The 24,590-nt window shown below is 66.2% G+C and carries 26 protein-coding genes; 4 read left to right on the top strand and 22 right to left on the bottom strand.

From position 1 onward, the window contains the following. Positions 1 to 119: 119 nt before the first annotated feature. From murB to B7D75_RS10255, 8 genes are all read right to left on the bottom strand, one after another. The gene (gene murB / locus B7D75_RS10290; RefSeq protein WP_058130157.1) at positions 120 to 1,139 is read right to left on the bottom strand and encodes a UDP-N-acetylmuramate dehydrogenase; all 1,020 of its coding nucleotides are present in this window, start codon (positions 1,137 to 1,139) and stop codon (positions 120 to 122) included. After that, entirely contained in the window at positions 1,136 to 1,600 is a 465-nt protein-coding gene (locus tag B7D75_RS10285) for a low molecular weight protein-tyrosine-phosphatase (protein WP_012075165.1), read from the bottom strand. Before B7D75_RS10285 ends, murB begins: the two co-directional genes overlap by 4 nt. Continuing rightward, complete coding sequence (gene kdsB / locus B7D75_RS10280) at positions 1,600 to 2,364, bottom strand: 3-deoxy-manno-octulosonate cytidylyltransferase (protein WP_012075164.1); 765 nt, start codon at positions 2,362 to 2,364, stop codon at positions 1,600 to 1,602. Before kdsB ends, B7D75_RS10285 begins: the two co-directional genes overlap by 1 nt. Continuing rightward, positions 2,364 to 2,549, bottom strand: coding sequence for a Trm112 family protein (locus B7D75_RS10275; protein WP_003157522.1), 186 nt, complete (start codon positions 2,547 to 2,549; stop codon positions 2,364 to 2,366). The genes kdsB and B7D75_RS10275 overlap by 1 nt, the downstream gene beginning before the upstream one ends. A gap of 37 nt (positions 2,550 to 2,586) precedes the next feature. Continuing rightward, positions 2,587 to 3,585, bottom strand: coding sequence for a tetraacyldisaccharide 4'-kinase (gene lpxK, locus B7D75_RS10270; RefSeq protein WP_053813705.1), 999 nt, complete (start codon positions 3,583 to 3,585; stop codon positions 2,587 to 2,589). Further along, positions 3,585 to 4,025, bottom strand: a complete 441-nt coding sequence (locus B7D75_RS10265) for an ExbD/TolR family protein (protein WP_012075163.1) — start codon at positions 4,023 to 4,025, stop codon at positions 3,585 to 3,587. The genes lpxK and B7D75_RS10265 overlap by 1 nt, the downstream gene beginning before the upstream one ends. Beyond that, a complete protein-coding gene (locus B7D75_RS10260; RefSeq protein ID WP_003091163.1) occupies positions 4,022 to 4,657 on the bottom strand; it encodes a MotA/TolQ/ExbB proton channel family protein in 636 nt (211 codons plus the stop codon). The genes B7D75_RS10265 and B7D75_RS10260 overlap by 4 nt, the downstream gene beginning before the upstream one ends. Before the next feature lie 72 nt (positions 4,658 to 4,729). Then, positions 4,730 to 6,952: a DNA internalization-related competence protein ComEC/Rec2 gene (locus B7D75_RS10255; RefSeq protein WP_107113970.1), complete on the bottom strand. Its 2,223-nt coding sequence runs from the start codon at positions 6,950 to 6,952 to the stop codon at positions 4,730 to 4,732. Between the two features lie 130 nt (positions 6,953 to 7,082). Between B7D75_RS10255 and B7D75_RS10250 the strand changes: the two genes are divergently transcribed. Continuing rightward, complete coding sequence (locus B7D75_RS10250) at positions 7,083 to 7,616, top strand: DUF2062 domain-containing protein (protein WP_107113969.1); 534 nt, start codon at positions 7,083 to 7,085, stop codon at positions 7,614 to 7,616. Positions 7,617 to 7,716: 100 nt separating this feature from the next. On the opposite strand, the gene B7D75_RS10245 is transcribed toward B7D75_RS10250, so the two are convergent. The 3 genes from B7D75_RS10245 to B7D75_RS10235 form a co-directional block, all read right to left on the bottom strand. Beyond that, positions 7,717 to 8,961, bottom strand: coding sequence for a lipoprotein-releasing ABC transporter permease subunit (locus B7D75_RS10245; RefSeq protein ID WP_107113968.1), 1,245 nt, complete (start codon positions 8,959 to 8,961; stop codon positions 7,717 to 7,719). Between the two features lie 69 nt (positions 8,962 to 9,030). Beyond that, the gene (gene lolD, locus B7D75_RS10240) at positions 9,031 to 9,714 is read right to left on the bottom strand and encodes a lipoprotein-releasing ABC transporter ATP-binding protein LolD (protein ID WP_107113967.1); all 684 of its coding nucleotides are present in this window, start codon (positions 9,712 to 9,714) and stop codon (positions 9,031 to 9,033) included. Then, a complete protein-coding gene (locus tag B7D75_RS10235) occupies positions 9,707 to 10,957 on the bottom strand; it encodes a lipoprotein-releasing ABC transporter permease subunit (RefSeq protein ID WP_003156868.1) in 1,251 nt (416 codons plus the stop codon). Before B7D75_RS10235 ends, lolD begins: the two co-directional genes overlap by 8 nt. A 102-nt stretch (positions 10,958 to 11,059) precedes the next feature. On the opposite strand from B7D75_RS10235, the gene B7D75_RS10230 reads away from it, so the two are divergent. The 3 genes from B7D75_RS10230 to B7D75_RS10220 are packed head-to-tail and all read left to right on the top strand — an operon-like array spanning position 11,060 to position 12,699. Beyond that, the gene (locus B7D75_RS10230) at positions 11,060 to 11,659 is read left to right on the top strand and encodes a PilZ domain-containing protein (RefSeq protein WP_043102414.1); all 600 of its coding nucleotides are present in this window, start codon (positions 11,060 to 11,062) and stop codon (positions 11,657 to 11,659) included. A 9-nt stretch (positions 11,660 to 11,668) separates the two neighbouring features. Further along, positions 11,669 to 11,980 (top strand): hypothetical protein, encoded by a 312-nt coding sequence (locus B7D75_RS10225; RefSeq protein ID WP_043102412.1) that lies wholly within the window; start codon positions 11,669 to 11,671, stop codon positions 11,978 to 11,980. Continuing rightward, on the top strand, positions 11,977 to 12,699 hold the full coding sequence (locus B7D75_RS10220; RefSeq protein WP_107113966.1) for a glycerophosphodiester phosphodiesterase: 723 nt from the start codon (positions 11,977 to 11,979) through the stop codon (positions 12,697 to 12,699). Before B7D75_RS10225 ends, B7D75_RS10220 begins: the two co-directional genes overlap by 4 nt. Positions 12,700 to 12,741: 42 nt before the next feature. Here the strand turns inward: B7D75_RS10220 and sthA are convergent, their stop codons facing one another. The 11 genes from sthA to B7D75_RS10165 all read right to left on the bottom strand — a co-directional run bounded on the left by sthA (position 12,742) and on the right by B7D75_RS10165 (position 24,576). Continuing rightward, entirely contained in the window at positions 12,742 to 14,136 is a 1,395-nt protein-coding gene (sthA, locus tag B7D75_RS10215; RefSeq protein WP_003156864.1) for a Si-specific NAD(P)(+) transhydrogenase, read from the bottom strand. 178 nt (positions 14,137 to 14,314) lie between these two features. Next, positions 14,315 to 14,542: a (Na+)-NQR maturation NqrM gene (gene nqrM / locus B7D75_RS10210; protein ID WP_003156863.1), complete on the bottom strand. Its 228-nt coding sequence runs from the start codon at positions 14,540 to 14,542 to the stop codon at positions 14,315 to 14,317. Continuing rightward, positions 14,539 to 15,567 (bottom strand): FAD:protein FMN transferase, encoded by a 1,029-nt coding sequence (locus B7D75_RS10205; RefSeq protein ID WP_034078467.1) that lies wholly within the window; start codon positions 15,565 to 15,567, stop codon positions 14,539 to 14,541. The genes nqrM and B7D75_RS10205 overlap by 4 nt, the downstream gene beginning before the upstream one ends. Further along, the gene (gene nqrF / locus B7D75_RS10200; protein ID WP_003156861.1) at positions 15,560 to 16,783 is read right to left on the bottom strand and encodes an NADH:ubiquinone reductase (Na(+)-transporting) subunit F; all 1,224 of its coding nucleotides are present in this window, start codon (positions 16,781 to 16,783) and stop codon (positions 15,560 to 15,562) included. Before nqrF ends, B7D75_RS10205 begins: the two co-directional genes overlap by 8 nt. Before the next feature lie 10 nt (positions 16,784 to 16,793). Next, positions 16,794 to 17,402: an NADH:ubiquinone reductase (Na(+)-transporting) subunit E gene (nqrE, locus tag B7D75_RS10195; RefSeq protein ID WP_003091182.1), complete on the bottom strand. Its 609-nt coding sequence runs from the start codon at positions 17,400 to 17,402 to the stop codon at positions 16,794 to 16,796. Then, on the bottom strand, positions 17,402 to 18,076 hold the full coding sequence (gene nqrD / locus B7D75_RS10190) for an NADH:ubiquinone reductase (Na(+)-transporting) subunit D (RefSeq protein WP_023443277.1): 675 nt from the start codon (positions 18,074 to 18,076) through the stop codon (positions 17,402 to 17,404). The genes nqrE and nqrD overlap by 1 nt, the downstream gene beginning before the upstream one ends. Continuing rightward, positions 18,073 to 18,858: a Na(+)-translocating NADH-quinone reductase subunit C gene (locus B7D75_RS10185; protein ID WP_034078466.1), complete on the bottom strand. Its 786-nt coding sequence runs from the start codon at positions 18,856 to 18,858 to the stop codon at positions 18,073 to 18,075. The genes nqrD and B7D75_RS10185 overlap by 4 nt, the downstream gene beginning before the upstream one ends. Then, on the bottom strand, positions 18,851 to 20,062 hold the full coding sequence (locus tag B7D75_RS10180; protein ID WP_107113965.1) for an NADH:ubiquinone reductase (Na(+)-transporting) subunit B: 1,212 nt from the start codon (positions 20,060 to 20,062) through the stop codon (positions 18,851 to 18,853). Before B7D75_RS10180 ends, B7D75_RS10185 begins: the two co-directional genes overlap by 8 nt. A 3-nt stretch (positions 20,063 to 20,065) precedes the next feature. Next, on the bottom strand, positions 20,066 to 21,403 hold the full coding sequence (locus tag B7D75_RS10175; RefSeq protein ID WP_034078463.1) for a Na(+)-translocating NADH-quinone reductase subunit A: 1,338 nt from the start codon (positions 21,401 to 21,403) through the stop codon (positions 20,066 to 20,068). A gap of 195 nt (positions 21,404 to 21,598) precedes the next feature. Further along, on the bottom strand, positions 21,599 to 23,008 hold the full coding sequence (locus B7D75_RS10170) for an amino acid permease (RefSeq protein WP_053813700.1): 1,410 nt from the start codon (positions 23,006 to 23,008) through the stop codon (positions 21,599 to 21,601). A 101-nt stretch (positions 23,009 to 23,109) separates the two neighbouring features. Continuing rightward, a complete protein-coding gene (locus B7D75_RS10165; RefSeq protein ID WP_033977644.1) occupies positions 23,110 to 24,576 on the bottom strand; it encodes a glyceraldehyde-3-phosphate dehydrogenase in 1,467 nt (488 codons plus the stop codon). Between the last annotated feature and the right edge of the window lie 14 nt (positions 24,577 to 24,590).

Here is a 24,590-nt window from a genome sequence, read left to right as displayed (position 1 = left end):
ATGCCATCGGCATCCCCTTTTTCATGGGCAGCCTTCGTGCCCCGCCCGACGATTGCCGCCCTCTCGGCAACAATAAAAAAGGGATGCCGATGGCATCCCTTTTCATTTCACCGACAGGCTCAGTAAAGGTTCGGCTCGCGCTCCAGCTCGACGCCGAAACGCTGGCGCACGTCCGCCTGGATGCGCTCGGCCAACGCCTGGACCTGGGCGCCGCTGGCGCCGCCATGGTTGACCAGGACCAGCGCCTGCTGTGCATGCACCCCCACCGGGCCGTCGCGGAAGCCCTTCCAGCCACCCTTGTCGATCAGCCAGCCGGCGGCCAGTTTGACCTGGCCGTCCGCTTGCGGGTAGGCCACCAGGTCCGGGTAGGTCCGGCGCAACATCGCGGCTTGCGTCGCGCTGACCAGCGGATTCTTGAAGAAGCTGCCGGCATTGCCCAGCACGGCGGGGTCGGGCAGCTTTTCCCGGCGGATGGCGCAGATCACCCGGCTGACGTCCTGCGCCGTCGGGTTGGCGATGCCCTCTTCCTGCAGCCGCTGGCGTACCGGTCCGTAATCCAGGTGCAAGCCCGAACGCCGGGACAGGCGCAGGCGTACACGCAGGATCAGCCAACGATCCGGCTCCTGCTTGAACAGGCTGTCGCGATAGCCGAAACGGCAGGCTTCGCGATCGAACTCGCGCAGGCTGCCATCCTGCCGATCGAGCGCCGTGAGGCTGTCGAAGACGTCCTTCAGCTCGACCCCGTAGGCACCGATGTTCTGCATCGGCGCCGCTCCCACGGTGCCGGGAATCAGGCTGAGGTTCTCCAGGCCGGCCAGGCCCTGCTCCAGGCTCCACTGGACGAAGGGATCCCAGGTCTCGCCCGCCTCCGCCTCGACCAGCACCATGTCGTTCGCCTCGGAAAGTATCCGTCGTCCCTGGCTGGCCATGCGCAGCACCAGCGCCTCGACATCGCGAGTCAGCAGCAGGTTGCTGCCACCACCGATCACCAGCAGCGGCAATGAACGTTGCCGAGCCAGCGCCAGAGCTTCGCGCACATCAGCCTCGCCGTGGGCGTGCGCCAGCAGGCGGGCGCGAACGTCGATGCCGAAGCTGTTGTAGGGCTTCAGCGAGCATTGCTCCTGCAATTCCAGGCTCACAGGCGCCCCCTGGCTTCGACCAGCAGGCGATCGCAGGCTCGCTCGATCAGGTCGAGGACCTGCTCGAAGCCTTCTTCGCCGCCGTAGTAGGGGTCGGGCACCTCGTCCAGCTCGGATTCGTAGCGGCGCAGGAACAGATCCAGCTCGGCAGCGCCGCGCCCGGCGCGCAACGCCTCGAGATCGGCCAGGTTGGAGTGATCCATGGCCAGGATCAGGTCATAGCGGGAAAAATCCTCGGCAGCGACCTGGCGTCCGCGCAGCGCCGACAGGTCATAGCCGCGCCGCTGCGCGGCCAGGCGGGTGCGCTGGTCCGGCGCCTTGCCGACATGCCAGCCGGCGGTGCCGGCGGAGTCGACATGGATGCGCGAGCCCAACCCGGCTTCCTCGATCTTGCGCCGGAACACGCCTTCGGCGGTGGGCGAGCGACAGATATTGCCCAGGCAGACGAACAGGACGCGCATCAACCCCCCAGTACGCGGCGGACGCGTTCGAGGTCTTCCGGCGTATCCACGCCCGGTAGCATGGTTTCGCGGGCATCGGCCACATGGATGCGCACCCCGTGCCAGAGCGCGCGCAGTTGCTCGAGGCTCTCGGTATTCTCCAGCCAGCACGGCCCCCAGGCGACGAAGTCGGCGAGGAAGCCGACGCGGTAGGCGTAGATCCCGATGTGGCGGCGGTAGGGCACACCGTCCGGCAGGCTGTCGCGATCCCCGGCGAAGGCGTCGCGCGCCCAGGGCAAGGGCGCGCGGCTGAAGGTCAGGGCCAGGCCGTTGACGTCGGTGGCGACCTTGACCACGTTCGGGTTGAACAGCGCGGCGACGTCATGGATCGGCTCGGCCAGGGTGGCGATGGCCGATTCCGGATGCGCCGCCAGGTTGGCCGCCACCTGGTCGATGAGCGCCGGCGGGATCAGCGGCTCGTCGCCCTGCACGTTGACCACGATGGCATCGGCCGCCAGGCCGAGCCGGGAAGCGACTTCCTCCAGGCGATCGGTACCGGAGTTGTGATCCGCGCGGGTCAGCAGGACCTCGGCGCCGAAGCCCTGGCAGGCGGCCAGGATGCGCTCGTCGTCGGTGGCGATGACCACGCGGCTGGCGGCGCTCTTGCGCGCCTGGTTCCAGACGCGCTGGATCATCGGCTGGCCGGCGATGTCCTGCAGCGGCTTGCCAGGCAGGCGGGTGGAGGCGTAACGGGCGGGAATGACGACAGTGAACGCCTGGGTCATTATTTGTCCAGCCGCTCGTCCACGTTGAGGGCGCGCGCCTCGCTCTCCAGCATCACCGGGATGCCGTCGCGGATCGGATAGGCCAGGCCGGCCTGCTTGCTGATCAGTTCGCTCTTGTCTTCGCTGAGCACCAGCGGCCCCTTGGTCAGCGGGCAGGCGAGGATATCGAGGAGTTTCGGGTCCATGGCGGAGTCCTTCAAACAATGGCGGCACGGCCGCCGGTCAGCGCGCCAGGAGATGCTCGAGTCGGGCGTCGAACCAGGCGACGAATGCTGGGGAAGGCACCGCATCGACCGCCAGGTACCACCAGTCGGCCGCTGCGAAAGCCCGGCATTTCACGGCATCCTTCTCGGTCATCAGCAGCGGCAGCGGCGGATCGAACGTCAGCTCGGTCGCGCTGTAGGTCGCGTGATCCGGGAAGGCATGCGGAATCGGTCGCCAGTGTAGCGCCTCGAGCGTCCCGAAGAAACGCTGCGGATTGCCGATCCCGGCCACCGCGTGCAGCATCTGGCCGGCGGGAAAATGCCCGAGCGCTCGCCGCTCGCCGCTCTGCAGGTTGACCAGCGCCGCCGGCCGCAGGCGGAAGGCGAAACCATCCTCGGGATCTTCATCGGCGCCGTTGTAGAGCAGCGCGTCGACACTCTCCAGCCGTTCGCGCGGCTCGCGCAGCGGCCCGGCCGGCAGGCAGCGGCCGTTACCGAGACCGCGCGCGGCATCGATCAGCACCAGCTCGAGGTCACGCGCCAGCCGATAGTGCTGCAGACCATCGTCACAGAGCACCAGGTCCAGCGGTTCCTCGGCCAGCAACGCCCGCAACGCGCGCGGACGGTCCGGATCGATCATCAGTGGCACGCCGCTGCGCCGGACGATCATCAGCGGCTCGTCGCCGGCCTGCGCGGCATCCTGCTCCGGGCGGACCCGCCAGGGCGCATGCGGTGGTCTCGCGCCGTAGCCGCGGCTGATCACCCCCACCCGCAGGCCACGGGCACGGCAATGCTCGACCATCCAGAGAATCATCGGCGTCTTGCCGGTGCCACCGACAGTGATGTTGCCCACCACCACGACCGGAACCGGTGCCCGGTAGGCAGGCTTGCGGCCGGACAGGAAATCCGCCCGGCGGGCATTCACCACTCGCCGGTAGAGCGCCTCCAGCGGGCGCAACAGGGCCAGGGCCGGATGGCCCCGGTACCAGGCGGCGAGCAGGCGCTCGGAGAACGACATCAGGGCTTGGCCGCCGTGTTCTCGACCGTGGTGATGCGCAGGTGGACGAAGCCCAGCTTGCCGGCGGCATCCATCGCTGTTACCACCGACTGATGGGTGGACTTGGCATCGGCGCTGATCACCACCGGCAGGTTGTTGTCGCCGGCGGACTCGCGCTGCATCGCCGCCATCAGGGTGGCCAGGTCGCTCTTGGCCAGCGCCTGTCCGTTCAGCGCATAGTGGCCCTCGGCGTCCACCGAGAGCTCCAGTTGCTTCTGTGCGGTGCTGGCGGTCTCGCCGCTCTCCGCCGAAGGCAGCTCGATGTTGAGCTGCTCCGGGCGGGTGAAAGTGGTACTGACCACGAAGAACAGCAGCAGGACGAAGATCACGTCGATCAGCGACGCCAGGTTGATGAAGACGTCTTCACGGGCGGCACCCGCCCGTCTGCGGCGGAATTTCACGCTTTGCCTTCCTCGACGTAGTCGACTTCACGGTCGCCCTGCACCACTTCCACCAGCTTGATGGCTTCCTGTTCCATGGCGATCACCAGCTCGTCGACGCGACGCAGCAGGTAGCGATGGAAGAACACCGCCGGGATCGCCACCAGCAGGCCGGCGGCCGTGGTGATCAGCGCCTTGGAGATGCCCGCGGCGAGCATCGGCGAGTTGGCCATGCCGTTGTCCATGAAGGCGCCGAAGATCTGGATCATGCCGAACACGGTGCCCAGCAGGCCGAGCAGCGGAGCCATCGCGGCGATGGTGCCGAGGGCGTTGAGATAGCGCTCAAGTTCGTGGATGACGCCGGAAGCGGCTTCCTCGATGCACTCCTTCATGATCTCGCGACCGTGCTTGGAGTTGGCCAGGCCGGCAGCGAGGATCTCGCCCAGTGGCGAGTTGGCGCGCAGGTCCTTGAGCTTCTGGGCGCTCAGTTGCTTGCCCTTGATCTGCTTCCACACCTGGCCGAGCAGCTCGGGCGGCGCGACGCGGCTCTTGCGCAGCGTCCACAGGCGCTCCGCGACGATGGCGGTGGCGGCGATCGAACTCAGAATGATCGGCAGCATCATCCAGCCGCCGGCTTGAACCAGTTCCCACACAGTGGCATATCCCCGAAAAAAAAGTGGCGCCACTCTAGCACAGCGCCCCTTTTCCGCCGACCGCCACGGTTCTCATTTTTCCCGCCAGAAGTGCGCCGCTTCACGCTCCCCGCGTGCCTCCCCACCGCGCCCCAGGGTAAAGGTCAGCGCTCCGTCGCGAGCGGTGTCGTGGATCTGCGCGGCGATGCCGGCGTAGCGCTGCACCACCTCCGCATGAGGATGGCCGAAGGCATTGCGCCAACCCCGCGAGACCAGCACATGGCGCGGCCGGGTCCGTCGCACGAAGGCCTCTCCGGAGGAACTGCGACTGCCATGATGTGGCGCCTGCAACCAGTCGACCCGCGGCTCGCCCTGGCGCGCCAGCCAGGCGTACTCGGCAGCGCGCGCGATGTCGCCGGTCAGCAGCAGCACCTCGCCGCGCGCTTCCACCCGCAACACGCAGGAACGGTCGTTAGCGCTGTCGGCCCGGGCCCATGACCACTGGGCGAAGGTCACGCCGTCCCACTCCCAGCGCCGCTCCTCGCATCCCCGCGCCGCCAGCGACGACGGCAGGCGCGCCGGCTCGCCACTGACCACCCAGCCCGGGGCGAAACGGGAAACCACCGCAGGCGCGCCACCGGCATGGTCGTTGTCGGCGTGGCTCAGCAACAGGCCGTCCAGGCGCCGCAGGTCGAGGCTGCGCAGCACCGGCAGGACCACCCGCTCGCCCATGTCGAAGTCGCCCTGTCGCGCACCGGCGTCATACAGCAGCGCGTGCCCGCGGGTACGCAGCAGCACCGCCAGCCCCTGGCCGACATCCAGCATCCGCACCTCGGCATACCCCGCCTCGATCGGTCGCAGCGACGGCGCCAGCGCCGGTAGCATCAGCAACGCCCCCAGGCCTCGCACCGGCAACCCGGCTGGCGCCAGCCAGCAGAGCGCGCCGAGCATTCCCAGGGCGACGCCCCAGGCCGTGGCGGTAGGCGGCTGCCAGGCCCCGGCCAGCCCCGCCAGCAGGACGAGCAGGCGGAACAGTTGGTCCAGCGAGGCGCCAGCGATCCACAACAGGCTCTTGCCCACGCCAGGCACACCGAGCAACAGGCTCCCGGCCAGGGCCGGCGGCACTACCAGCATTTCTACCCAGGGCACCGCCAGCAGGTTCGCCAGCGCCCCGCTCAGGCTCAACGGCAAGCCCAGCGCCAGCGACGGCATCGCCAGCCCCAGCGCCATGCCCCATTGCGCCCGCCCCCAGGCCGTCCACCAGCGCCAGCGCCCGAGGCGCCCAGCGAACAGCCAGAGCAGCAGCGCCACCGCCAGGAACGACAGCCAGAATCCCGCCTGCAGGCAGGCCAGCGGCTCCGCCAGGAGCACCAGCACCAGCGTCCCGAGCAGCGGCCTCGACACGCCCAGGTGACGGAAGCGCAGGCGCCAGAGCAGCGCCAGGCTGACCATCAGGCAGGCGCGCCGCACCGGCACCTCGAATCCCGCCATCAGCCCGTAGCCCCAGGCACCAGCCAGCGCCAGGCCGCAGGCGCAGGGCAGCCAGGGCAGGCGGCGAGGCCAGCAACCCAGGCGGAACAGGCCCGCCACCAGGCCATAGAGCATTCCCGCCAACAGCGAGATATGCGATCCGGAAATCACCATCAGGTGCACGGTGCCGGTGTCCTGGAGCATGCGCCATTCATCCGCGCGCAAGCCTGAGCCGTCTCCCAGCACCAGCGCCGCCAGCGCGCCGCCGCGACCCTGGGTATCCGCCGCGAGCAGACGCTGGCGCCAGGCGTCGCGCCAGGCATCCAGGCCGCTGGCCGGACGCAACCGCTCGCCCGCCTTCACCGTGCCGATGGCGCCGATCCGCTGCGCCAGTAGCCAGGCTTCGTAATCGAAGCCCGCCGTATTCACCAGGCCGCGTGGCCGCTTCAGGTTCACCGCCAGGCGCCAGCGCTCACCCCCCATGAGCGGCGGCGCGCCGCGCCAGCTCAGGCGTAGGCGGGCAGGCAGCGCTTCGCGCGGGCTGCTCACGTCCTCCAACTGGAAGCGCGTGACGCCATTCCCGCTTGCCGGCAGGCCGCTGATACGCCCTTCCAGCCATAGCGTCCGGCCATCCAGCTCGGCGGCGAGGCGCCCGTCCAGCGCGGCCTGTGCCGACACGCAGGCCCAGGCGAAGCCGAGCAGGAACAGACCCAGCCAGTAGAGACGGCCGAAGAGCAGCAGCAGACCGGCGGCGGCCGCCGCCAGCAACCAGCCAGCCGACGGCAACTCCGGCAGCAGGCGCAGGGCCAGCAGCCCCGCGGCGAGAGCTGGCAATCCCAGGCGCATGAACGGTTCCTCCCATCCCCGTGGCGAGCCCGCCCCGCTGCGACATGTCACATGGGGTCATACAATGGGCAACGAAATCCTGTCATCTTGCTTGGCATAATACGCAGGCCTATATCCACCGAGAGCCCCCATGCCGCGTCGCCTGTTCAAGCGCTACATGCCCGATCCGGAAAGCATCCGCTCGCAGAAGTCGCTGCGCTTTCTCGGCAAGCTGATGCACGATCCCAACCTTTGGCATCTCAATCGCCACTCGGTGTCGCGCGCCATGGCCGCCGGCCTGTTCGCCGCCTTCATCCCGATGCCGATGCAGATGCTGCTGGCAGCGGGCCTGGCGGTGTGGATCCGGAGCAATCTGCCGATTTCCGTCGGATTGGTCTGGCTGACCAATCCGATCACGATGCCCCCGGTCTTCTATTGCACCTACAAGCTGGGTGCCTGGTTGATGCAGGTGCCGCCGCGCAGCCTGCCGGACCATCTCACCTGGGAATGGATCAGCCAGGAGCTGACCAGTCTCTGGCAGCCCTTCCTGCTCGGTTCGGTGGTCTGCGGCATCGTCGCCGCCATCCTCGGCTACGCGCTGACGATGCTCTACTGGCGCTGGTGGGTGCAGCGCAGCTGGAGCCGGCGCTGTCGGCAACGGCGCGAGCGAGTCGCCGCGAAGTGATCCGCCGGACATGAAAAAGCCGCCTCGAAGGCGGCTTTTTCATTGTTCACGCGCGCGCTCAGCGCCGCTGAGCCGGGGCGGCTCGCCGCCGCCCTGCCACTCACTCGTAGCGCAACGACTCCGCCGGCTGGGTCCGCGCCGCCCGCCAGGACGGGTACAGGGTGGCGAGGAAGCTCATCAGCAAGGCAGCGCTGCAGATCAGCACCACGTCCAGCACCTGCAGGTCGGAAGGCAGGTAGTTGATGAAGTACACGTCCGAGCTGAACACCTTGTGCCCGACCAGCCGCTCGATGCGATCGATCACCCCGGTGATGTTCAGCGCCGCGAGCACCCCGAGCACCCCGCCGATGACCGTGCCGATCACGCCGATGACCGTGCCCTGGACCATGAAGATCGCCATGATCTGCCGCGGCGTCGCCCCCAGGGTGCGGAGGATGGCGATATCGGTGCGCTTGTCGGCGACCACCATGATCAGGGTGGCGATGATATTGAAGGCGGCGACCGCGATGATCAGCAGCAGGAGCAGGCCGATCATGGTCTTTTCCATCTTCATCGCGTTGAACAGGCTGCCCTGGGTCCTGGTCCAGTCGCTGGACCTGAAGCCCTGCCCCAACTCCTTGACCACCTTGGCGGCGACCTGCGGCGACTGGTAGAGATCCTTCAGCTCCAGGCGCACGCTGGGCACCTGGCCCGGCTGCAGGCGCAGCAACTGGCCGGCGTCGGCGATGTCGATCAGCGCCAGCGAGTTGTCCAGTTCGGCGCCGACCTTGAACAGGGCGACTATGGTGAAGCGCTGCATGCGCGGGGTGATCCCGCCGGGCGCCGAGGTGGCTTCCGGGACGATCAGGGTCAGCTTGTCACCGACATTGACATGGAAGCGCCGCGCGGTGATCTCGCCGAGGACGATGCCGAACTCGCCAGGCTTGAGGTCATCCAGGCTGCCCTGGACGATGTGCTCGCCGACGATGGAGACCTTGCGCTCTTCCTGCGGGTCGATGCCGTTGACCAGCACCGGCAGCATGTTGCCCTTGTACGACAGCATGCCCTGCAGTTCGGCGAACGGCGCCGCGCCGACCACCTCGCGGTGCTTCAGCGCCGCGGCGGCGACGGTCTGCCAGTCGTCCAGCGGCTGCGCCGCGCTGATCGTGGCGTGCGGCACCATGCCGAGGATGCGCGTGCGCATTTCCTTCTGGAAGCCGTTCATCACCGAGAGCACGATGATCATCGCCAGCACGCCCAGCGCCAGGCCGATCATCGAGGTCAGCGAGATGAACGAGATGTAGTGGTTGCGGCGTTTGGCGCGGGTGTAGCGCAGGCCTATGAAGAACGGTAACGGTCTGAACATGTCGCGGATGCACCGAGTCGATGGGGAAGTCGCCGGACGGCAGCGGACGGCGGGTACGCCGTCGCTCCGCTACGCGGCGATCAGTCGGCCTTCTTCCAGGCGCAGGATGCGATCCATGTGCCCGGCCAGCTGGAGATCGTGGGTTACCACCAGGAACGAGGTCTGCAACGAACGGCTCAGTTCCAGCATCAGCTCCTGGATACCCTGCGCGGTGTGCTGGTCGAGGTTGCCGGTGGGCTCGTCGAGCAACACCAGTTGCGGCCGGTTGACCAGCGCGCGGGCGATCGCCACCCGCTGGCGCTCGCCGCCGGACAGCTCCGCCGGCTTGTGCGACAGGCGATGCACCAGGCCTACCCGCTCCAGCAGCTCGGCCGCGCGCTGGCGCGCTTCGGCGATCGGCGTGCGGCCGATCAGCAGCGGCATGCAGACATTCTCCAGGGCGGTGAACTCGGGCAACAGGTGGTGGAACTGGTAGACGAAGCCCAGCGCGCGGTTGCGCAGCAGCCCGCGCGCCGTCTCGTTCAGCGCCGAGAGTTCCTCGCCGGCCAGCCAGACGCTGCCGGCGGAAGGCGTGTCCAGGCCACCGAGCATGTTCAGCAGGGTGCTCTTGCCCGAGCCGGAGCTGCCGACGATGGCCACCCGCTCGCCGGGCAACAGGTTCAGCTCGACGCCGGACAGCACCTGCACCGATTGCGGCCCCTCGTCGTAGCTCTTGCTCAGGTTGCGGCAACTCAGCACCGACTTGTCATTCATAACGCAAAGCCTCCGCAGGCTGGGTGCGCGCCGCACGCCAGGCTGGATACAAAGTGGCGAAGAAGCTGAGGACCAGCGCCGCGCCGCAGACCAGCACGACATCGTCGAGCATCAGCTGCGACGGCAGGTAATCGATGAAGTACACGTCGGAGGCGAGGAACTGGTGGCCCAGCAGCTTCTCCAGGGCGGAGATCCAGGCGCTGACGTTGAGCGCCGCGACCACCCCCAGCACCCCGCCGACCAGCGTGCCGATCACCCCGATCACCGTACCCTGGACCATGAAGGTGGCCATGATCTGCCCCGGCGTGGCGCCGAGGGTACGAAGAATGGCGATGTCCGACTTCTTGTCGGTGACCACCATCACCAGGGTGGAAATGATGTTGAACGCGGCGACCGCGACGATCAGCAGCAGCAACAGGCCGATCATGGTCTTTTCCATGCGGATGGCCTGGTACAGGTTGCCGTGGCTGCGCGTCCAGTCGCGGGCGTAGAAGTCGTTGTCGGTCAGGGTCCGGGCGATCTCCCAGGCCACTCGCGGGGCCTGGAACAGATCGTCGAGCTTCAGGCGCAGCCCCTGCACCTGGTTGGTCTTCCAGCGCTGCAGGCGGGCGGCGTCTTCCAGGTGGATCAGCGACAGACCGCCGTCCAGCTCGCCGGCGCCGACACGGAAGGTGCCGACCACGGTGAAGCGCTTCATCCGCGGGAATACCCCGGCCGGGGTCACTGCCACTTCGGGCAGGATCAGGGTGACCTTGTCGCCAATGCCGACGCCAAGCTTCTGCGCCGCCAGTTGGCCGATGACGATGCCGAAGCCGCCGGCCTTGAGTTCCGCCAGCGAGCCCTGCTTGAAGAAGTCGGGAATGATCGAGACCTTGGCCTCTTCCCGCGGATCGACCGCATCGACCATCACCGTCTGCACCGCGCCATTGGCGCTGAGCATGCCCTGCATCTGGGTGAACGGCGCTACCGCGGTGACGTGTTCGTGGGCCTTGACCTTCTCGGCCAGGGCGCGCCAGTCGTCGATCGGCTGGTACGACTCGACGGTGGCCTGCGGCACCATGCCGAGGATGCGGGTACGCATTTCGCGATCGAAGCCGTTCATCACCGAGAGCACCACGATCATCACCAGCACGCCCAGTGCCAGGCCGATCATCGAGGTCAGCGAAATGAAGGAGACGAAATGGCTGCGACGTTTGGCCCGCGTATAGCGCGTGCCGATGAAAACGGACAGGGGTCTGAACATGTCGCCCTTAGCTGGCAGAAAATGGATGCGTCGGGATGGCGAAGTGGCGAGGCATCGCCGGCGGCCTTACACTCTGACCATCACTGCCGCCGTGGGTTCGCCATGTCCACTCGTGACGCGGATGACCGCCGCGAATACTACCGTATCGAAGATACCCTCGCACTGGAATTTCGCCCTGCCGGGGCCGTCCAGGACAGCCTGGAGAGCGAGCCGGGAGCGACCCTGTTCAGCCTGCTCAGCGACCTCCACCTGATGGATTACGAGTCGCAGCACCTGCTGCGCCACATCAGCGAACGCGACCGCACGCTGGCCAATTACCTGAAGGTGATGAACAAGCGCATCGACCTGCTCGGCCAGGTGATGGTGCAGAGCCTGCTCAAGGAGATCGGCGAACCGCGCAAGGTCAGCCTGTCCGAGGGCGGCGTCAGCTTCCGCCACGACCGCGCATTGCCGGTCGGCCAGTTGCTCGTCCTGCGCATGGTCCTGTTGCCGCAGGGTTTCGGCCTCGAGCTGCGGGCCCGGGTGATCCACGCCCAGCCACGCGACGACGAATTCGAGATCGGCACCGAGTTCGAAGCGTTGAGCGACGCACAGCGCCAGTTGCTGGCCCGGCATATCCTCCAAAAGCAGGCCCAGCAGCGCCGCCTGGCACGGGCCGGACAGGGCCCGCTCGGCGAGCCGGGCCAACCTTCCTCGACCTGAGATGTGCCGATGCTCCGTTCGCTACTGCTGTGCTCCCTCCTCCTCCTCGCCCCACCGCTGTTCGCCGATACCCTGGGCATCCCGCTGGGCGCCCAGGGCGATGCCCGGGTCGCCCTGCCCGCGCGCGGCGAAAGCCGCGAAACCGTGCTGCAACGCTTCGGCCTGGCCGACGAGGAACATCCCGCCGTCGGCCAGCCGCCCATCGTGCGCTGGGATTACCGCGACTTCTCGGTATATTTCGAAAGCGGCCGGGTGATCGACAGCGTTCGCCATCATCGGCCGCGGAATCCCGCGCCACCCTCGAACAAGGAGCCACAGTGACTCTCATCTATGGACATCGCGGCGCCAAGGGCGAAGCGCCGGAAAACACCCTGGCCAGCTTCCAGCGCTGCCTGGAGCACGGCGTCAACCGTTGCGAACTGGACCTGCACCTGTCCCGCGACGGCGAACTGATGGTGATCCACGACCCGACCCTGAAGCGCACCACCGGCCGCCGCGGCAAGGTCGCCGAACACGACGCGGCCACCCTGGTCACCTATGACGCGCGCCATGGCGGCCCCGGCTGGGTACGGCCGACGCCGATCCCGCGGCTGGAGGAGCTGTTCGAGAAGTGCCCGTTCGAGCACTGGCAACTGGAAGTGAAAAGCGCCTCGCGCGAACGCGCGGCGCGAACGGTGATGCGGATCAGGGAACTGACCGAGCGCTTCGGCAACCGCGACAGGGTCACCGTCACCAGCGGTTCGCGGACCGTGCTCAAGGCCCTCGACGAACTGACTCCGGAGCTGTCGCGCGGGCTGGTCGCCGAATACGCCTGGCTCGACCCGCTGAAGGTCGCCCAGCACTATGGCTGTGCCCTGCTCGCCCTGAACTGGACGCTGTGCACCCCGGAACGCCTGCTCAAGGCCCAGCGCCTGGGGCTTCACGTCTCGGTGTGGACGGTCAACGAACCGGCGCTGATGCGCCGGCTCGCCGACTTCGGCGTGGACAGCCTGATCACAGACTTTCCCGGTTTGGCCAGCGCCACCCTCGGGAATCGCTGAGCACATCCCCTCCGGCCGGCTCAGGCCGCCGGCCGGAGTCCTTCAAAAAAGTCGGTTGAGGCCGTCGAACGCCGCCACCCGGTAGGCTTCCGCCATGGTCGGGTAGTTGAAGGTGGTGTTGACGAAGTACTTCAGGGTATTCAGTTCGCCCGGCTGGTTCATGATCGCCTGGCCGATATGGACGATTTCCGAGGCCTGGTCGCCGAAGCAATGCACGCCGAGGATTTCCAGGGTCTCGCGATGGAACAGGATCTTCAGCATGCCCACCGGCTCGTTGGAGATCTGCGCCCGGGCCATGCCCTTGAAGAATGCCTTGCCCACTTCGTAGGGAATCTTCGCCGCGGTCAGCTCGCTCTCGTTCTTGCCGATCGAGCTGATCTCCGGAATGGTGTAGATGCCGGTCGGCACGTCGTTGACGAAGCGCCAGCTATCGCTCTCGACGATGTTGCCGGCGGCCGAGCGGCCCTGGTCGTAGGCGGCGCTGGCCAGGCTCGGCCAGCCGATCACGTCGCCGGCGGCGAAGATGTTGCTCACCGAGGTGCGGTAGTTCTCGTCCACCTCGACCTGGCCACGGCTGTTGACCTTGATGCCGACGTTCTCCAGGCCGAGCTTGTCGGTGTTGCCGGTCCGGCCGTTGCACCAGAGCAGCGCGTCGGCCTTGATCTTCTTGCCCGACTTCAGGTGCAGGATGACGCCGTTGTCCAGCCCCTCGACGCGCTCGTACTCCTCGTTGTGACGGATCAGCACGTTGTTGTTGCGCAGGTGGTAGCTCAGCGCATCGGAAATCTCGTCGTCGAGGAAGCTGAGCAACTGGTCGCGGGTGTCGATCAGGTCGACCAGCACGCCCAGGCCGCTGAAGATCGATGCGTATTCGCAGCCGATCACCCCGGCTCCGTAGATGATCAGCCGGCGCGGGGTGTGGCTCAGCGAGAGAATGGTGTCGCTGTCGTAGACCCGCGGGTGGTTGAAATTGATGTCCGAAGGACGATACGGACGCGAACCGGTGGCGATCACGAACTGGTCGGCGACCAGGCGCTCCACCGCGCCGCTCGGCGTCACCACCTCGACGGTGCGCTCGTCGACGAAGCTGGCGGTGCCGGTGAACATGTCGATGCGATTGCGCGCGTAGTAGCCGGTACGCGAGGCGACCTGCTTGGAGATCACCCGGTCGGCGCTCTTCAGCACGTCGGGGAAGGAGAACCAGCGCGGCTCGCCGATCTGGCGGAACATCGGATTGGTGTTGAACTCGATGATCTGCTTCACCGAGTGGCGCAGGGCCTTGGAAGGAATGGTGCCGAGGTGCGTGCAGTTGCCTCCGACCACGCGACGGCTGTCGACTACCGCCAGCTTGCGCCCGTACTTGGAGGCGTTCATCGCCGCCCCCTCGCCCGCCGGACCCGTGCCCAAAATCACCACGTCGTAGTTGTAGACAGCCATGCGTACTCCTCAGAACAGGCCGAGGCGCCCACTGGCGCCTCCGGCAAAGCCACGGCACAACATGTGCGCGGCGGATCGATTCGATCATCGGGTCGGTGCGAACGGCGGCATTCGCCGGGCAAGGCTCGGTCCGACCTCGAGGCGGGCATATGTTACGCCCTGTGCGAAATGTCGCACATTAGCGTTTGGTAGCGTCGTAGGCGAGTTTTCCGGGCACTACAGATTCGTCGCGATTGGCTTCCTCGCATTTCTGCCGGTCGCCACCGCAGATCGAGCATTCCTTCTCGATCCCCAGGTTGGCGATGCCGCCGCAGGAGCCAGCGATCGGCTTGCGGCCCATGATGACGCCGATGGACATGCCGAGAACCACCAGCAGCATGATGACGAAGACCAGTAGCCAGGTCATGGACGTTCTCCTTGGTTGCCGAACAGTTGTTCGTAGCGCGGCGTGATACGGCTGCTGAAACCCTCGCCCTGGCGACTGACGAACAGTGCCGCCAGCTGGTGCTTCTCGGCGAAACGGTAGCCCTCTTCCGGACCGAGCACCATCAGCAGGGTCGACAGGCCGTCGGCGTTGCGCGTCGATGGGTCGATCACCGTGACCGAAGCCAGGTGGTGACTGATCGGCGCGCCGGTGCGCGGGTCGAAGGTGTGCGAATAACGCTGGCCGTTCTCTTCGAAATAGTTGCGGTAATCGCCGGAGGTCGAGACGCCGTAGCCGTCCAGCGCCAGCACCTGCTGGGCCACCCGCTGGCCCTCGCGCGGCGCCTCGATGGCGATGCGCCAGGGCGTACCGTCAGGCTTGCGCCCTTCGGCTTTCAACTCGCCGGTGATTTCCGCCAGGTAGCTGCGCACGCCGAGCTCCTTCAGGCGTTCGCCCACCGCGTCCACCGTGTAGCCAGCGGCGATGCTGTCGAAGTCCAGCTGTACGGCGGCATCCTTGCACAGGCGCTGGCCGTCGATGCGCAGGTGTCGATGGCCGACGTCACGGCGCGCCGCGGCGATCTCCCCGGCGCCGGGTACCTTCTCCACCCGCGCCTGCGGACCGAAGCCCCAGAGGTTCATCAGCGGCTCGACGGTCATGTCGAAGGCGCCCTGGCTCTGTTCCGACAGCTCGCCGCCGTAGCGCAGCAGCTCCAGCATCGGCGCCGGCAGCTCCATGCAGGACTGTGCCGGCAGCGCATTGAAGCGCGAGACCAGAGAGTCGTCGCGGTAGGTGGACATCTGCCGGTCGACCTCGGCGAGGATCTTCTCCACCGCCGCTTTCGCCGTATCGACGTCGGGCGCCGAGGCGCCGCGCACGTACTTGATCGAATAGGTGCTGCCCATGGTCGGGCCGCCGAAGCTTTCCAGGGTGTCGCCGCACCCGGCCAGGACCAGCGCCAGCGCTGCCAGTCCCGCCATGGCAAGCGGACGGAAACGTTCAGCCACCGAAATCGTCCAGCAGGATATTCTCGCGCTCCACGCCCAGGTCGGTGAGCATCTTGATCACCGCGGCATTCATCATCGGCGGGCCGCACATGTAGAACTCGCAGTCCTCGGGCGCCGGGTGGTCCTTCAGGTAGTTCTCGAACAGCACGTTGTGGATGAAGCCGGTCAGGCCGGTCCAGTTGTCCTCCGGCTGCGGGTCGGACAGCGCCAGGTGCCACTGGAAGTTGGGATTCTCCGCCTGCAGCTGGTCGTACTCCTCGGTATAGAACGCCTCGCGCAGCGAGCGCGCGCCGTACCAGAAGCTGATCTTGCGGGTCGACCTGAGCCTGCGCAGCTGGTCGAAGATGTGCGAGCGCATCGGCGCCATGCCGGCGCCACCGCCGATGAAGACCATCTCGGCCTCGGTGTCCTTGGCGAAGAACTCACCGAACGGCCCGTACACCGTGACCTTGTCGCCCGGCTTGAGGTTGAACACCCAGGACGACATCTGTCCCGGCGGCAGGTCGCTGCCCGGCGGCGGCGAGGCGATGCGGATGTTGAACTTCACCACGCCCTTCTCTTCCGGGTAGTTGGCCATCGAGTAGGCGCGGATCACCGTCTCGTCGACCTTCGAGACGTAGCGCCACATGTTGAACTTGTCCCAGTCGCCGCGATATTCCGGCTGGATATCGAAGTCCTTGTACTCGACCACGTGCGGCGGGCATTCCAGCTGCACGTAGCCGCCGGCGCGGAAGTCCACGCTTTCGCCGTCCGGCAGGCGCAGGGTGAGCTCCTTGATGAAGGTGGCGACGTTGGGGTTGGACTCCACCGTGCACTCCCACTTCTTCACCCCGAAGACTTCTTCAGGCACGCGGATCTGCATGTCCTGCTTGACCGGGGTCTGGCACGACAGGCGCCAGCCTTCCTTCGCCTGGCGCCGGGTGAAGTGCGACTCCTCGGTGGGCAGCATCTCGCCACCGCCGTCGACCACCACGCATTTGCACTGCGCGCAGGTGCCGCCGCCGCCGCAGGCGGAGGACAGGAACACGTTGTTCGCCGCCAGGGTCTGCAGCAGCTTGCCGCCGGCCGGCACGGTGAGGCTGTGCTCGCCGTTGATCTGGATGGTCACGTCGCCGCTCGACACCAGCTTGGCGCGGGCGACCAGGATGATCGCCACCAGGCCGAGGACGATGGCGGTGAACATGCCGATGGCCAGGAAAATCTCGAATCCGATCACGGGCCTCTCCTTACAACTGCACGCCGGAGAACGACATGAAACCCAACGACATCAGGCCGATGGTGATGAAGGTAATCCCCAGGCCCTGCAGCCCCTCGGGGACGTCGCTGTACTTGAGCTTCTCGCGGATACCCGCCAGCGCGGCGATCGCCAGCGCCCAGGAAAAGCCCGAGCCGACGCCGTACACCGTGCTCTCGGCGAGGTTGTAGTCACGCTCGACCATGAACAGCGAGCCGGCCATGATCGCGCAGTTCACCGTGATCAGCGGCAGGAACACGCCCAGCGCGTTGTAGAGGCTGGGGACGTACTTGTCGAGGAGCATCTCGAGTATCTGCACGATGGCGGCGATCACTCCGATGTAGCTGAGCAGGCCGAGGAAGCTCAGGTCCACCTCGGGCAGCCCGGCCCAGGCCAGCGCGCCGTCCTTGAGCAGGTAGGTGTAGATCAGGTTGTTGGCCGGTACGGTGATGGTCTGCACCACGATCACCGCGATACCCAGGCCGATGGCGGTCTCCACCTTCTTCGAGATGGCGATGAAGGTACACATGCCGAGGAAGAACGCCAGCGCCATGTTCTCGACGAACACGGCCTTCACGAACAGGCTGATGTAGTGCTCCATCAGTACGCCTCCTTGCTGGATACCTGCGGGGCCATCCTGTAGGCCGGTGCCTCGACCTGGTCTTTCTTCCAGGTGCGCAGGGCCCAGATGATCAGCCCGATCAGGAAGAACGCCGAGGGCGGCAGCAGGAGCAGGCCGTTCGGCTGGTACCAGCCGCCATCGTTGACCGTCGGCAACACGCTGATGCCGTACAGCTTGCCGGCGCCGAACAGCTCGCGGATGAAGCCCAGTACCAGCAGCATGGCGCTGTAGCCGAGACCGTTGCCGATGCCGTCGAAGAACGACACGAGCGGCGGGTTGGCCATGGCGAAGGCTTCGGCGCGGCCCATCACGATGCAGTTGGTGATGATCAGGCCGACGAACACCGAGAGCTGCTTGCTCAGGCTGTAGGCATAGGCCTTGAGCACCTGGTCGACGACGATCACCAGCGAGGCGATGATCACCATCTGCACGATCATCCGGATCGAGCTGGGAATCTGCCGGCGGATCATCGAGATGAACAGGTTGGAGAAGCCGGTCACCAGGGTCAGGGCGATGGCCATGACGGTGGCGGTCTTCAGGTTCGAGGTCACCGCCAGCGCCGAGCAGATGCCGAGGATCTGCAGGCCGATCGGGTTGTTCTGGAAGACCGGATTGAACAGGACTTCGCGGATCGTGGGTTGAGCAGCCATCACGCCTCCCCTTTGCGCAGATTGGCGAGGAAGGCGTCGAAGCCGTCCTTGCCGAGCCAGAAATGCAGCAGGTTGTCGACACCCTTGCTGGTCAGGGTGGCGCCGGCCAGGCCGTCGACCTGGTGGGTCGCCTTGGCCGACTGCGGGTCCACCGAGCCCTTTATGATCTGCACGGCGAGATCGCCCTGCGCGTCGTACAGGGTCTTGCCGACCCACAGCGCCTTCCATTTCGGATTGTCCACCTCGCCGCCGAGGCCGGGGGTCTCGCCGTGCTGATAGAAGCCGAAGCCGGCGACAGTGTTGAGGTCTCCCTTGAGCGCGAGGAAGCCGTACAGGGTCGACCACAGGCCGTAGCCGCGCACCGGCAGGATCAGGGTGTCGAGCTTGCCGTCGGTCTCCACCAGGTACACCGTGGTGTAGCGCTCGCGGCGCTTGATCGAGGCGATGTCCTGGGCGGCGGGCAGCGCTTCGGACAGCGCCGGATCCTTGGCCGCCTTGAGCGGATCGTAGCTGATCGGGTCCTGGGCATCGCTGAAGGTGCCGCTCTGCAGGTCGACCACCCTGGCGCTGATGCGGCTGTCGAACAGCGCCTTGACCTCTTTGCCGGACATGCCCGGCTGGCCCAGGCCGGCGATGGCGAGGATGCTGCGCTGCTTGTCGAGCACGCGGTTCTCCGCCTGGGTCGGCTTCAGCGCCACCGCCGCGCCGGCGACGAACACCGAGCTGACCAGGCACACCACCAGGGCCACCAGCAGCGTGCGGGTAGTGGATTCTTGATTAGCCATTGCGCGCCAGCCTCCGCTTGATGTTGGCCTGAACGACGAAGTGGTCGATCAGCGGTGCGAACAGGTTGGCGAACAGGATCGCCAGCATCATGCCTTCCGGGAACGCCGGGTTGACCACCCGGATCAGCATGACCATCACCCCGATCAGGGCGCCGAACAGCCACTTGCCGGTGTCGGTCATGGACGCCGAGACCGGGTCGGTGGCCATGAAGATCATGCCGAAGGCGAAGCCGCCGGTGACCAGGTGCCAGTACCAGGGCATGGCGAACATCGGGTTGCTGGTCGAGCCGATGGCGTTGAACAGGTAGCTCATGGCGATCATCCCCAGCATCACCCCGGCGACGATCCGCCAGGAGGCGATGCGGGTCAGCAGCAGCATGGCGCCGCCGATTAAGATCGCCAGGGTGCTGGTCTCGCCCATCGAACCCTGCATGTGGCCGAGGAAGGCGTCCATCCAGGTCAGGCCGTGGCCGAGGATGTTGTCCACCCCGCCGGCGGCTGCCAGGCTCAGCGAGGTGGCGCCGGCGAAGCCGTCCACCGAGGTCCATACGGCGTCGCCGGACATCTGCGCCGGATAGGCGAAGAACAGGAAGGCACGGCCGACCAGGGCCGGGTTGAGGAAGTTCTTCCCGGTGCCGCCGAACACTTCCTTGCCCAGCACCACGCCGAAGCTGATCCCCAGCGCCACCTGCCAGAGCGGGACGGACGGCGGCAGGGTCAGGGCGAACAGCACCGAGGTGACGAAGAAGCCTTCGTTGACCTCGTGGCGACGGATGGTGGCGAACAGCACCTCCCAGAAGCCGCCGACGATGAAGGTGGTCAGGTACACCGGCAGGAAGTACGCGGCGCCCTGGACCAGGCAATCCCACAGGCTGTTCGGGTCGAACCCGGCCAGCGCGCCGATCAGGGCGAAGCGCCAGCCATCCTGGGCGCCCAGCAGGTCGGGACTCTGGGCGAAGATCAGGTTGGCCTGGTGGCCGACGTTGTACATGCCGAAGAACATCGCCGGGAAGGTGCACAGCCAGACGATGATCATCATGCGCTTCAGGTCGATGCCGTCGCGCACGTGGGCGGTGGTGCGGGTGACGCTGCCGGGACGATAGAGGAAGGTGTCCACGGCCTCGTACAGCGGGTACCACTTCTCGTAGCGCCCGCCCTTCTCGAAATGATGCTCGACCTTGTCGAGCAGGTTACGCAAACCCATGGCTCAGCCCTCCTGCTCGATGCGTGCCAGGTTGTCCCGCAGAATCGGGCCGTATTCGTACTTGCCGGCACAGACGTAGCTGCACAGCGCCAGGTCCTCCTCGTCGAGCTCCAGGGCGCCGAGCTTCTGGGCCATTTCCGTGTCGCCGACGATCAGGTAGCGCAGCAGTTGGGTCGGCAGGATATCCAGCGGCATCACCGCCTCGTAGTTGCCTACCGGCACCATCGCCCGCGGACTGCCGTTGGTGCTGGTGGTGAAGGCGAAGCGCTTGCCGCCGAGCAGCCTGGAGACGAACACGTTGAGCAGCGAGTGCTTTTCCACCCCGGCGCGCAGGTAGTGGAGAAACTCGCGCTGGTCACCTTCCTTCAGACAGGACAGTTGCAGGTGATAGCGCCCCAGGTAGGCGTAGGCGCCATGGGCGGTGCGTCCACCCAGTACGGAACCGGAAACCAGCCGGTTGTTGCCCGGCTGCAACTGGCCTGCGGCCAGTTCGTCGAGGTTGGCGCCAAGGCGGGTACGCACCAGGCGCGGCGCCTCCACCACCGGGCCGGCCAGGGCGATCACCCGCTCGGTCCACAGCTGTCCGGTGGTGAACAGCTTGCCGATGGCGATCACGTCCTGGTAGTTCAGGTGCCACACGCTCTTGCCGGCACCGACCGGATCGAGGAAATGGATATGGGTACCCGCCAGGCCCGCCGGATGCGGACCGGCGAAGGCTTGCGCGGTCACTCCGGCCAGCCCCTCGCCGGGCAGCGCAACGCCATCGGCCTTGCACAGAAACACCCGGGCCAGGCGTCCGAGCACCGTCAGGCCGGCCTGGAAGGCCTCGCCCTGCTCGGCGATGATCACCTGCGGATCGGCGGCCAGCGGCTGGGTATCGATGGCGGTGACGAAGATCGAACTGGGCGTCGTCGCGGGGTCGGGAACCTTGCTGAAGGGACGGCTCCGCAAGGCGGTCCACAGACCCGATTGCAGGAGGTTGTCGCGGACCTGCTCGGCATTCAGCGTGGCGAGCTGCTCGGCAGGGTAGCGGGCGAACGCCAGTTGCTCGTCGCCCTCGAGGTCGATGACCACCGACTGCAGGACGCGTTTCTCGCCACGATGGATGGCGCTGACGAGCCCGGCGCCGGGCGCGGTGTAGCTGACGGAGGGGTTCTTCTTGTCGGTGAACAGCACCTGCCCCAGCTTGACCCGGTCACCTACCTGCACCGCCATGGTCGGCTTCATGCCGTGGTAGTCGAAACCGATCAACGCCACGCTGCGCACCGGGCGGGCAGCCTCGATACGTTGTTCGGGGGCGCCGCTGATGGGCAGGTCCAGGCCACGTTTTATCTTGATCATGCGTAATGCCTAGTGTCGTGGGCAAAAGAGGCGAGACCCAAGTCATAAAGTGACCACCATCGCACACAACGTACTGAATTGGCACGATTGATGAATGGTCTCGCAAGGAAACCCCGGATTATAAAGAGCCACCCGGCGCCGGGCCACCCAAGCCGTTCATCGCACCTTGAAACGCGTAACAGAAAGCGTCAGAAATCAGGCGCGCTGGCCAGGCGCGCGCTTCTGCGCCACGGACAGCTTGAGCCGGTAGCAGCCCCACATCAGCAGCAACCAGACCGGGATGGCGTAGACCGAGACATTGATGCCGGGGATCATCAGCATGATGCCGAGGATGAACAGCACGAAGACCAGGCACAGGTAGTTGCTGAACGGCGACCACAGTGCCTTGAAGAAGGTGTCCACGCCCTGGCGCTTCATCGCCGCACGGAACTTCAGGTGCGACAGGCTGATCATCGCCCAGTTGATCACCAGCGCCGCCACCACCAGCGACATCAGCAGCTCCAGCGCCTTGTGCGGCAGGACGTAGTTGACGATCACGCAGAGGAAGGTGATCAGCGCCGAGACCAGGATCGACAGCACCGGCACGCCACGACGATCCACCGACATCAGCACCTTCGGCGCATCGCCCTGGGCGGCCAGGCCGTAGAGCATCCGGCTGTTGCAGTAGACGCCGCTGTTGTACACCGAGAGCGCCGCGGTGAGGACCACGAAATTGAGGATGTTGGCCGCGGTGCCGCTGCCGATCAGCGAGAAGATCTGCACGAACGGGCTGCCGCTGTAGTCGTCGCCGGAGGCGTTGATGGTCTCCACCAACTGGTCCCAGGGATACAGCGAGAGCAGCACCGCCAGGGCGCCGATGTAGAAGATCAGGATCCGGTAGATCACCTGGTTGATCGCCTTCGGGATCACCTTCCTCGGCTCGGCGGCCTCGGCCGCGGTGATGCCCACCAGCTCCAGGCCACCGAAGGAGAACATGATGATCGCCAGGGTCATCACCAGGCCGCCGAGACCGTTGGGGAAGAAACCGCCACGATCCCACAGGTTGCTCACCGAGGCCTGCGGACCGCCGCCGCCACCGACCAGCAGGTAGATGCCGAGCAGGATCATGCCGATGATCGCCACCACCTTGATGATCGCGAACCAGAACTCGGTCTCGCCGAAAGCCTTTACATTGGCCAGGTTGATCGCATTGATCAGCACGAAGAACGCCGCCGCGGTGGCCCAGGTCGGCACGTCCGGCCACCAGTACTGGATGTACTTGCCTACCGCGGTGAGCTCCGACATGCCCACCAGGATGTACAGCACCCAGTAGTTCCAGCCGGAAAGGAAGCCGGCGAAGCCGCCCCAGTACTTGTGCGCGAAGTGGCTGAAGGAACCGGCCACCGGCTCCTCGACGATCATCTCGCCGAGCTGGCGCATGATCAGGAAGGCGATGAAGCCGCCGATGGCGTAGCCGAGGATCATCGACGGACCGGCCATCTTGATGACCCCCGCCGAGCCGAGGAACAGGCCGGTACCGATCGCCCCGCCCAGCGCGATCAGCTGGATGTGGCGGTTCTTCAGGCCACGCTTCAGCTCGCCCTGGTGCAGATGTTGACCATCCATTGAAAAGCCCTAAATCGAAGTGAGTAGTTTCTTGTTCTGGTTATCGACAGGAATGAAAAACGGGAGCCCGAGAGCTCCCGTTTTCCTCTATGCCTCGCGGATCAACGCGGGAAGGCTGGCGGATTGACCCCGGCCATGTCTTCCATCACGCGGACCACCTGGCAGCTGTAGCCGAACTCGTTGTCGTACCAGACGTACAGGACGACACGATTGTCGTTGCAGATGGTCGCCTCGGCGTCCACCACGCCGGCATGGCGCGAGCCGACGAAGTCGGTGGAAACCACTTCCTGGGAACTGACGAAGTCGATCTGCTTCTGCAGGTCCGAGTGCATGGCCATCTGGCGCAGGTACTCGTTGATCTCCTCGCGGCTGGTGGCCTTTTCCAGGTTCAGGTTGAGGATCGCCATGGACACGTTCGGCGTCGGCACGCGGATCGCGTTGCCGGTCAGCTTGCCTTTCAGCACCGGCAGGGCCTTGGCCGCGGCGGTGGCGGCGCCGGTCTCGGTGATCACCATGTTCAGCGGCGCGCTGCGGCCACGACGACTGCCCTTGTGGAAGTTGTCGATCAGGTTCTGGTCGTTGGTGTACGAGTGAACGGTCTCGACGTGGCCGTTGACGATACCGTACTGGTCGTTGACGGCCTTCAGCACCGGCACGATGGCGTTGGTGGTGCAGGACGCGGCCGAGATGATCTTGTCGTCGGCGCCGATGTCGGTGTGGTTGATGCCATGCACGATGTTCTTCAGCGCGCCCTTGCCCGGGGCGGTGAGGACCACGCGATCGATACCCGGGCACTTCAGGTGCTGGCCGAGGCCTTCGGCGTCGCGCCACTTGCCGGTGTTGTCGACCAGCAGGGCGTTCTTGATGCCGTACTGGGTATAGTCGATCGACGCCGGGTCGTTGGAATAGATTACCTGGATCAGGTTGCCGTTGGCGGTCAGCGTGTTGTTTTCTTCGTCGATGGTGATGGTGCCATCGAACGGCCCGTGCACGGAGTCGCGACGCAGCAGGCTGGCACGCTTGACCAGGTCGTTCTCGGCGCCCTTGCGGACGACGATCGCGCGCAGGCGCAGGCCGTCGCCACCGCCGGTCTTCTCGATCAGGATGCGCGCCAGCAGGCGGCCGATCCGGCCGAAGCCGTAGAGCACGACGTCGGTGCCTTCGCGGGCGTCGCCGTTCTGCTTGCCGACCACCTCGGCCAGTTCGGCCTTGACGAAGTCCTCGATGCTGCGGCCGTTACCTTCTGCCTTGAACTTGGCGACCATCTTGCCCAGGTCGACGGAAGCGGCGCCCAGCTTGAGCTCGCTCATCGCCTTGAGGATCGGGAACGTCTCGTGAACCGACAGCTCGGCGTCGTCGGCCATGCGATGACGGGCGAAACGATGCGCCTTCATGATCGCGATCACCGAGCGGTTGATCAGACCACGGCCATGGATCGAAGTCACCACATTGTTGTTGCGGTAGAGCTGGCCAATCAGCGGGATCATGGCTTCCGCGATGGCTTCACGATCGATCCATTCACCGAGACACTGGTCGGGCTTCTGAGTCACGGGCAATACCTTCCACATGTAGGGGATGAAAA

Origin of the sequence: Pseudomonas paraeruginosa (genome assembly GCF_003025345.2) — a bacterium.
Classification (GTDB): Bacteria; Pseudomonadota; Gammaproteobacteria; order Pseudomonadales; family Pseudomonadaceae; genus Pseudomonas; species Pseudomonas paraeruginosa.
Note: the sequence above shows the minus strand (reverse complement) of the source record. Positions and strands in the feature narration are given on the sequence as shown.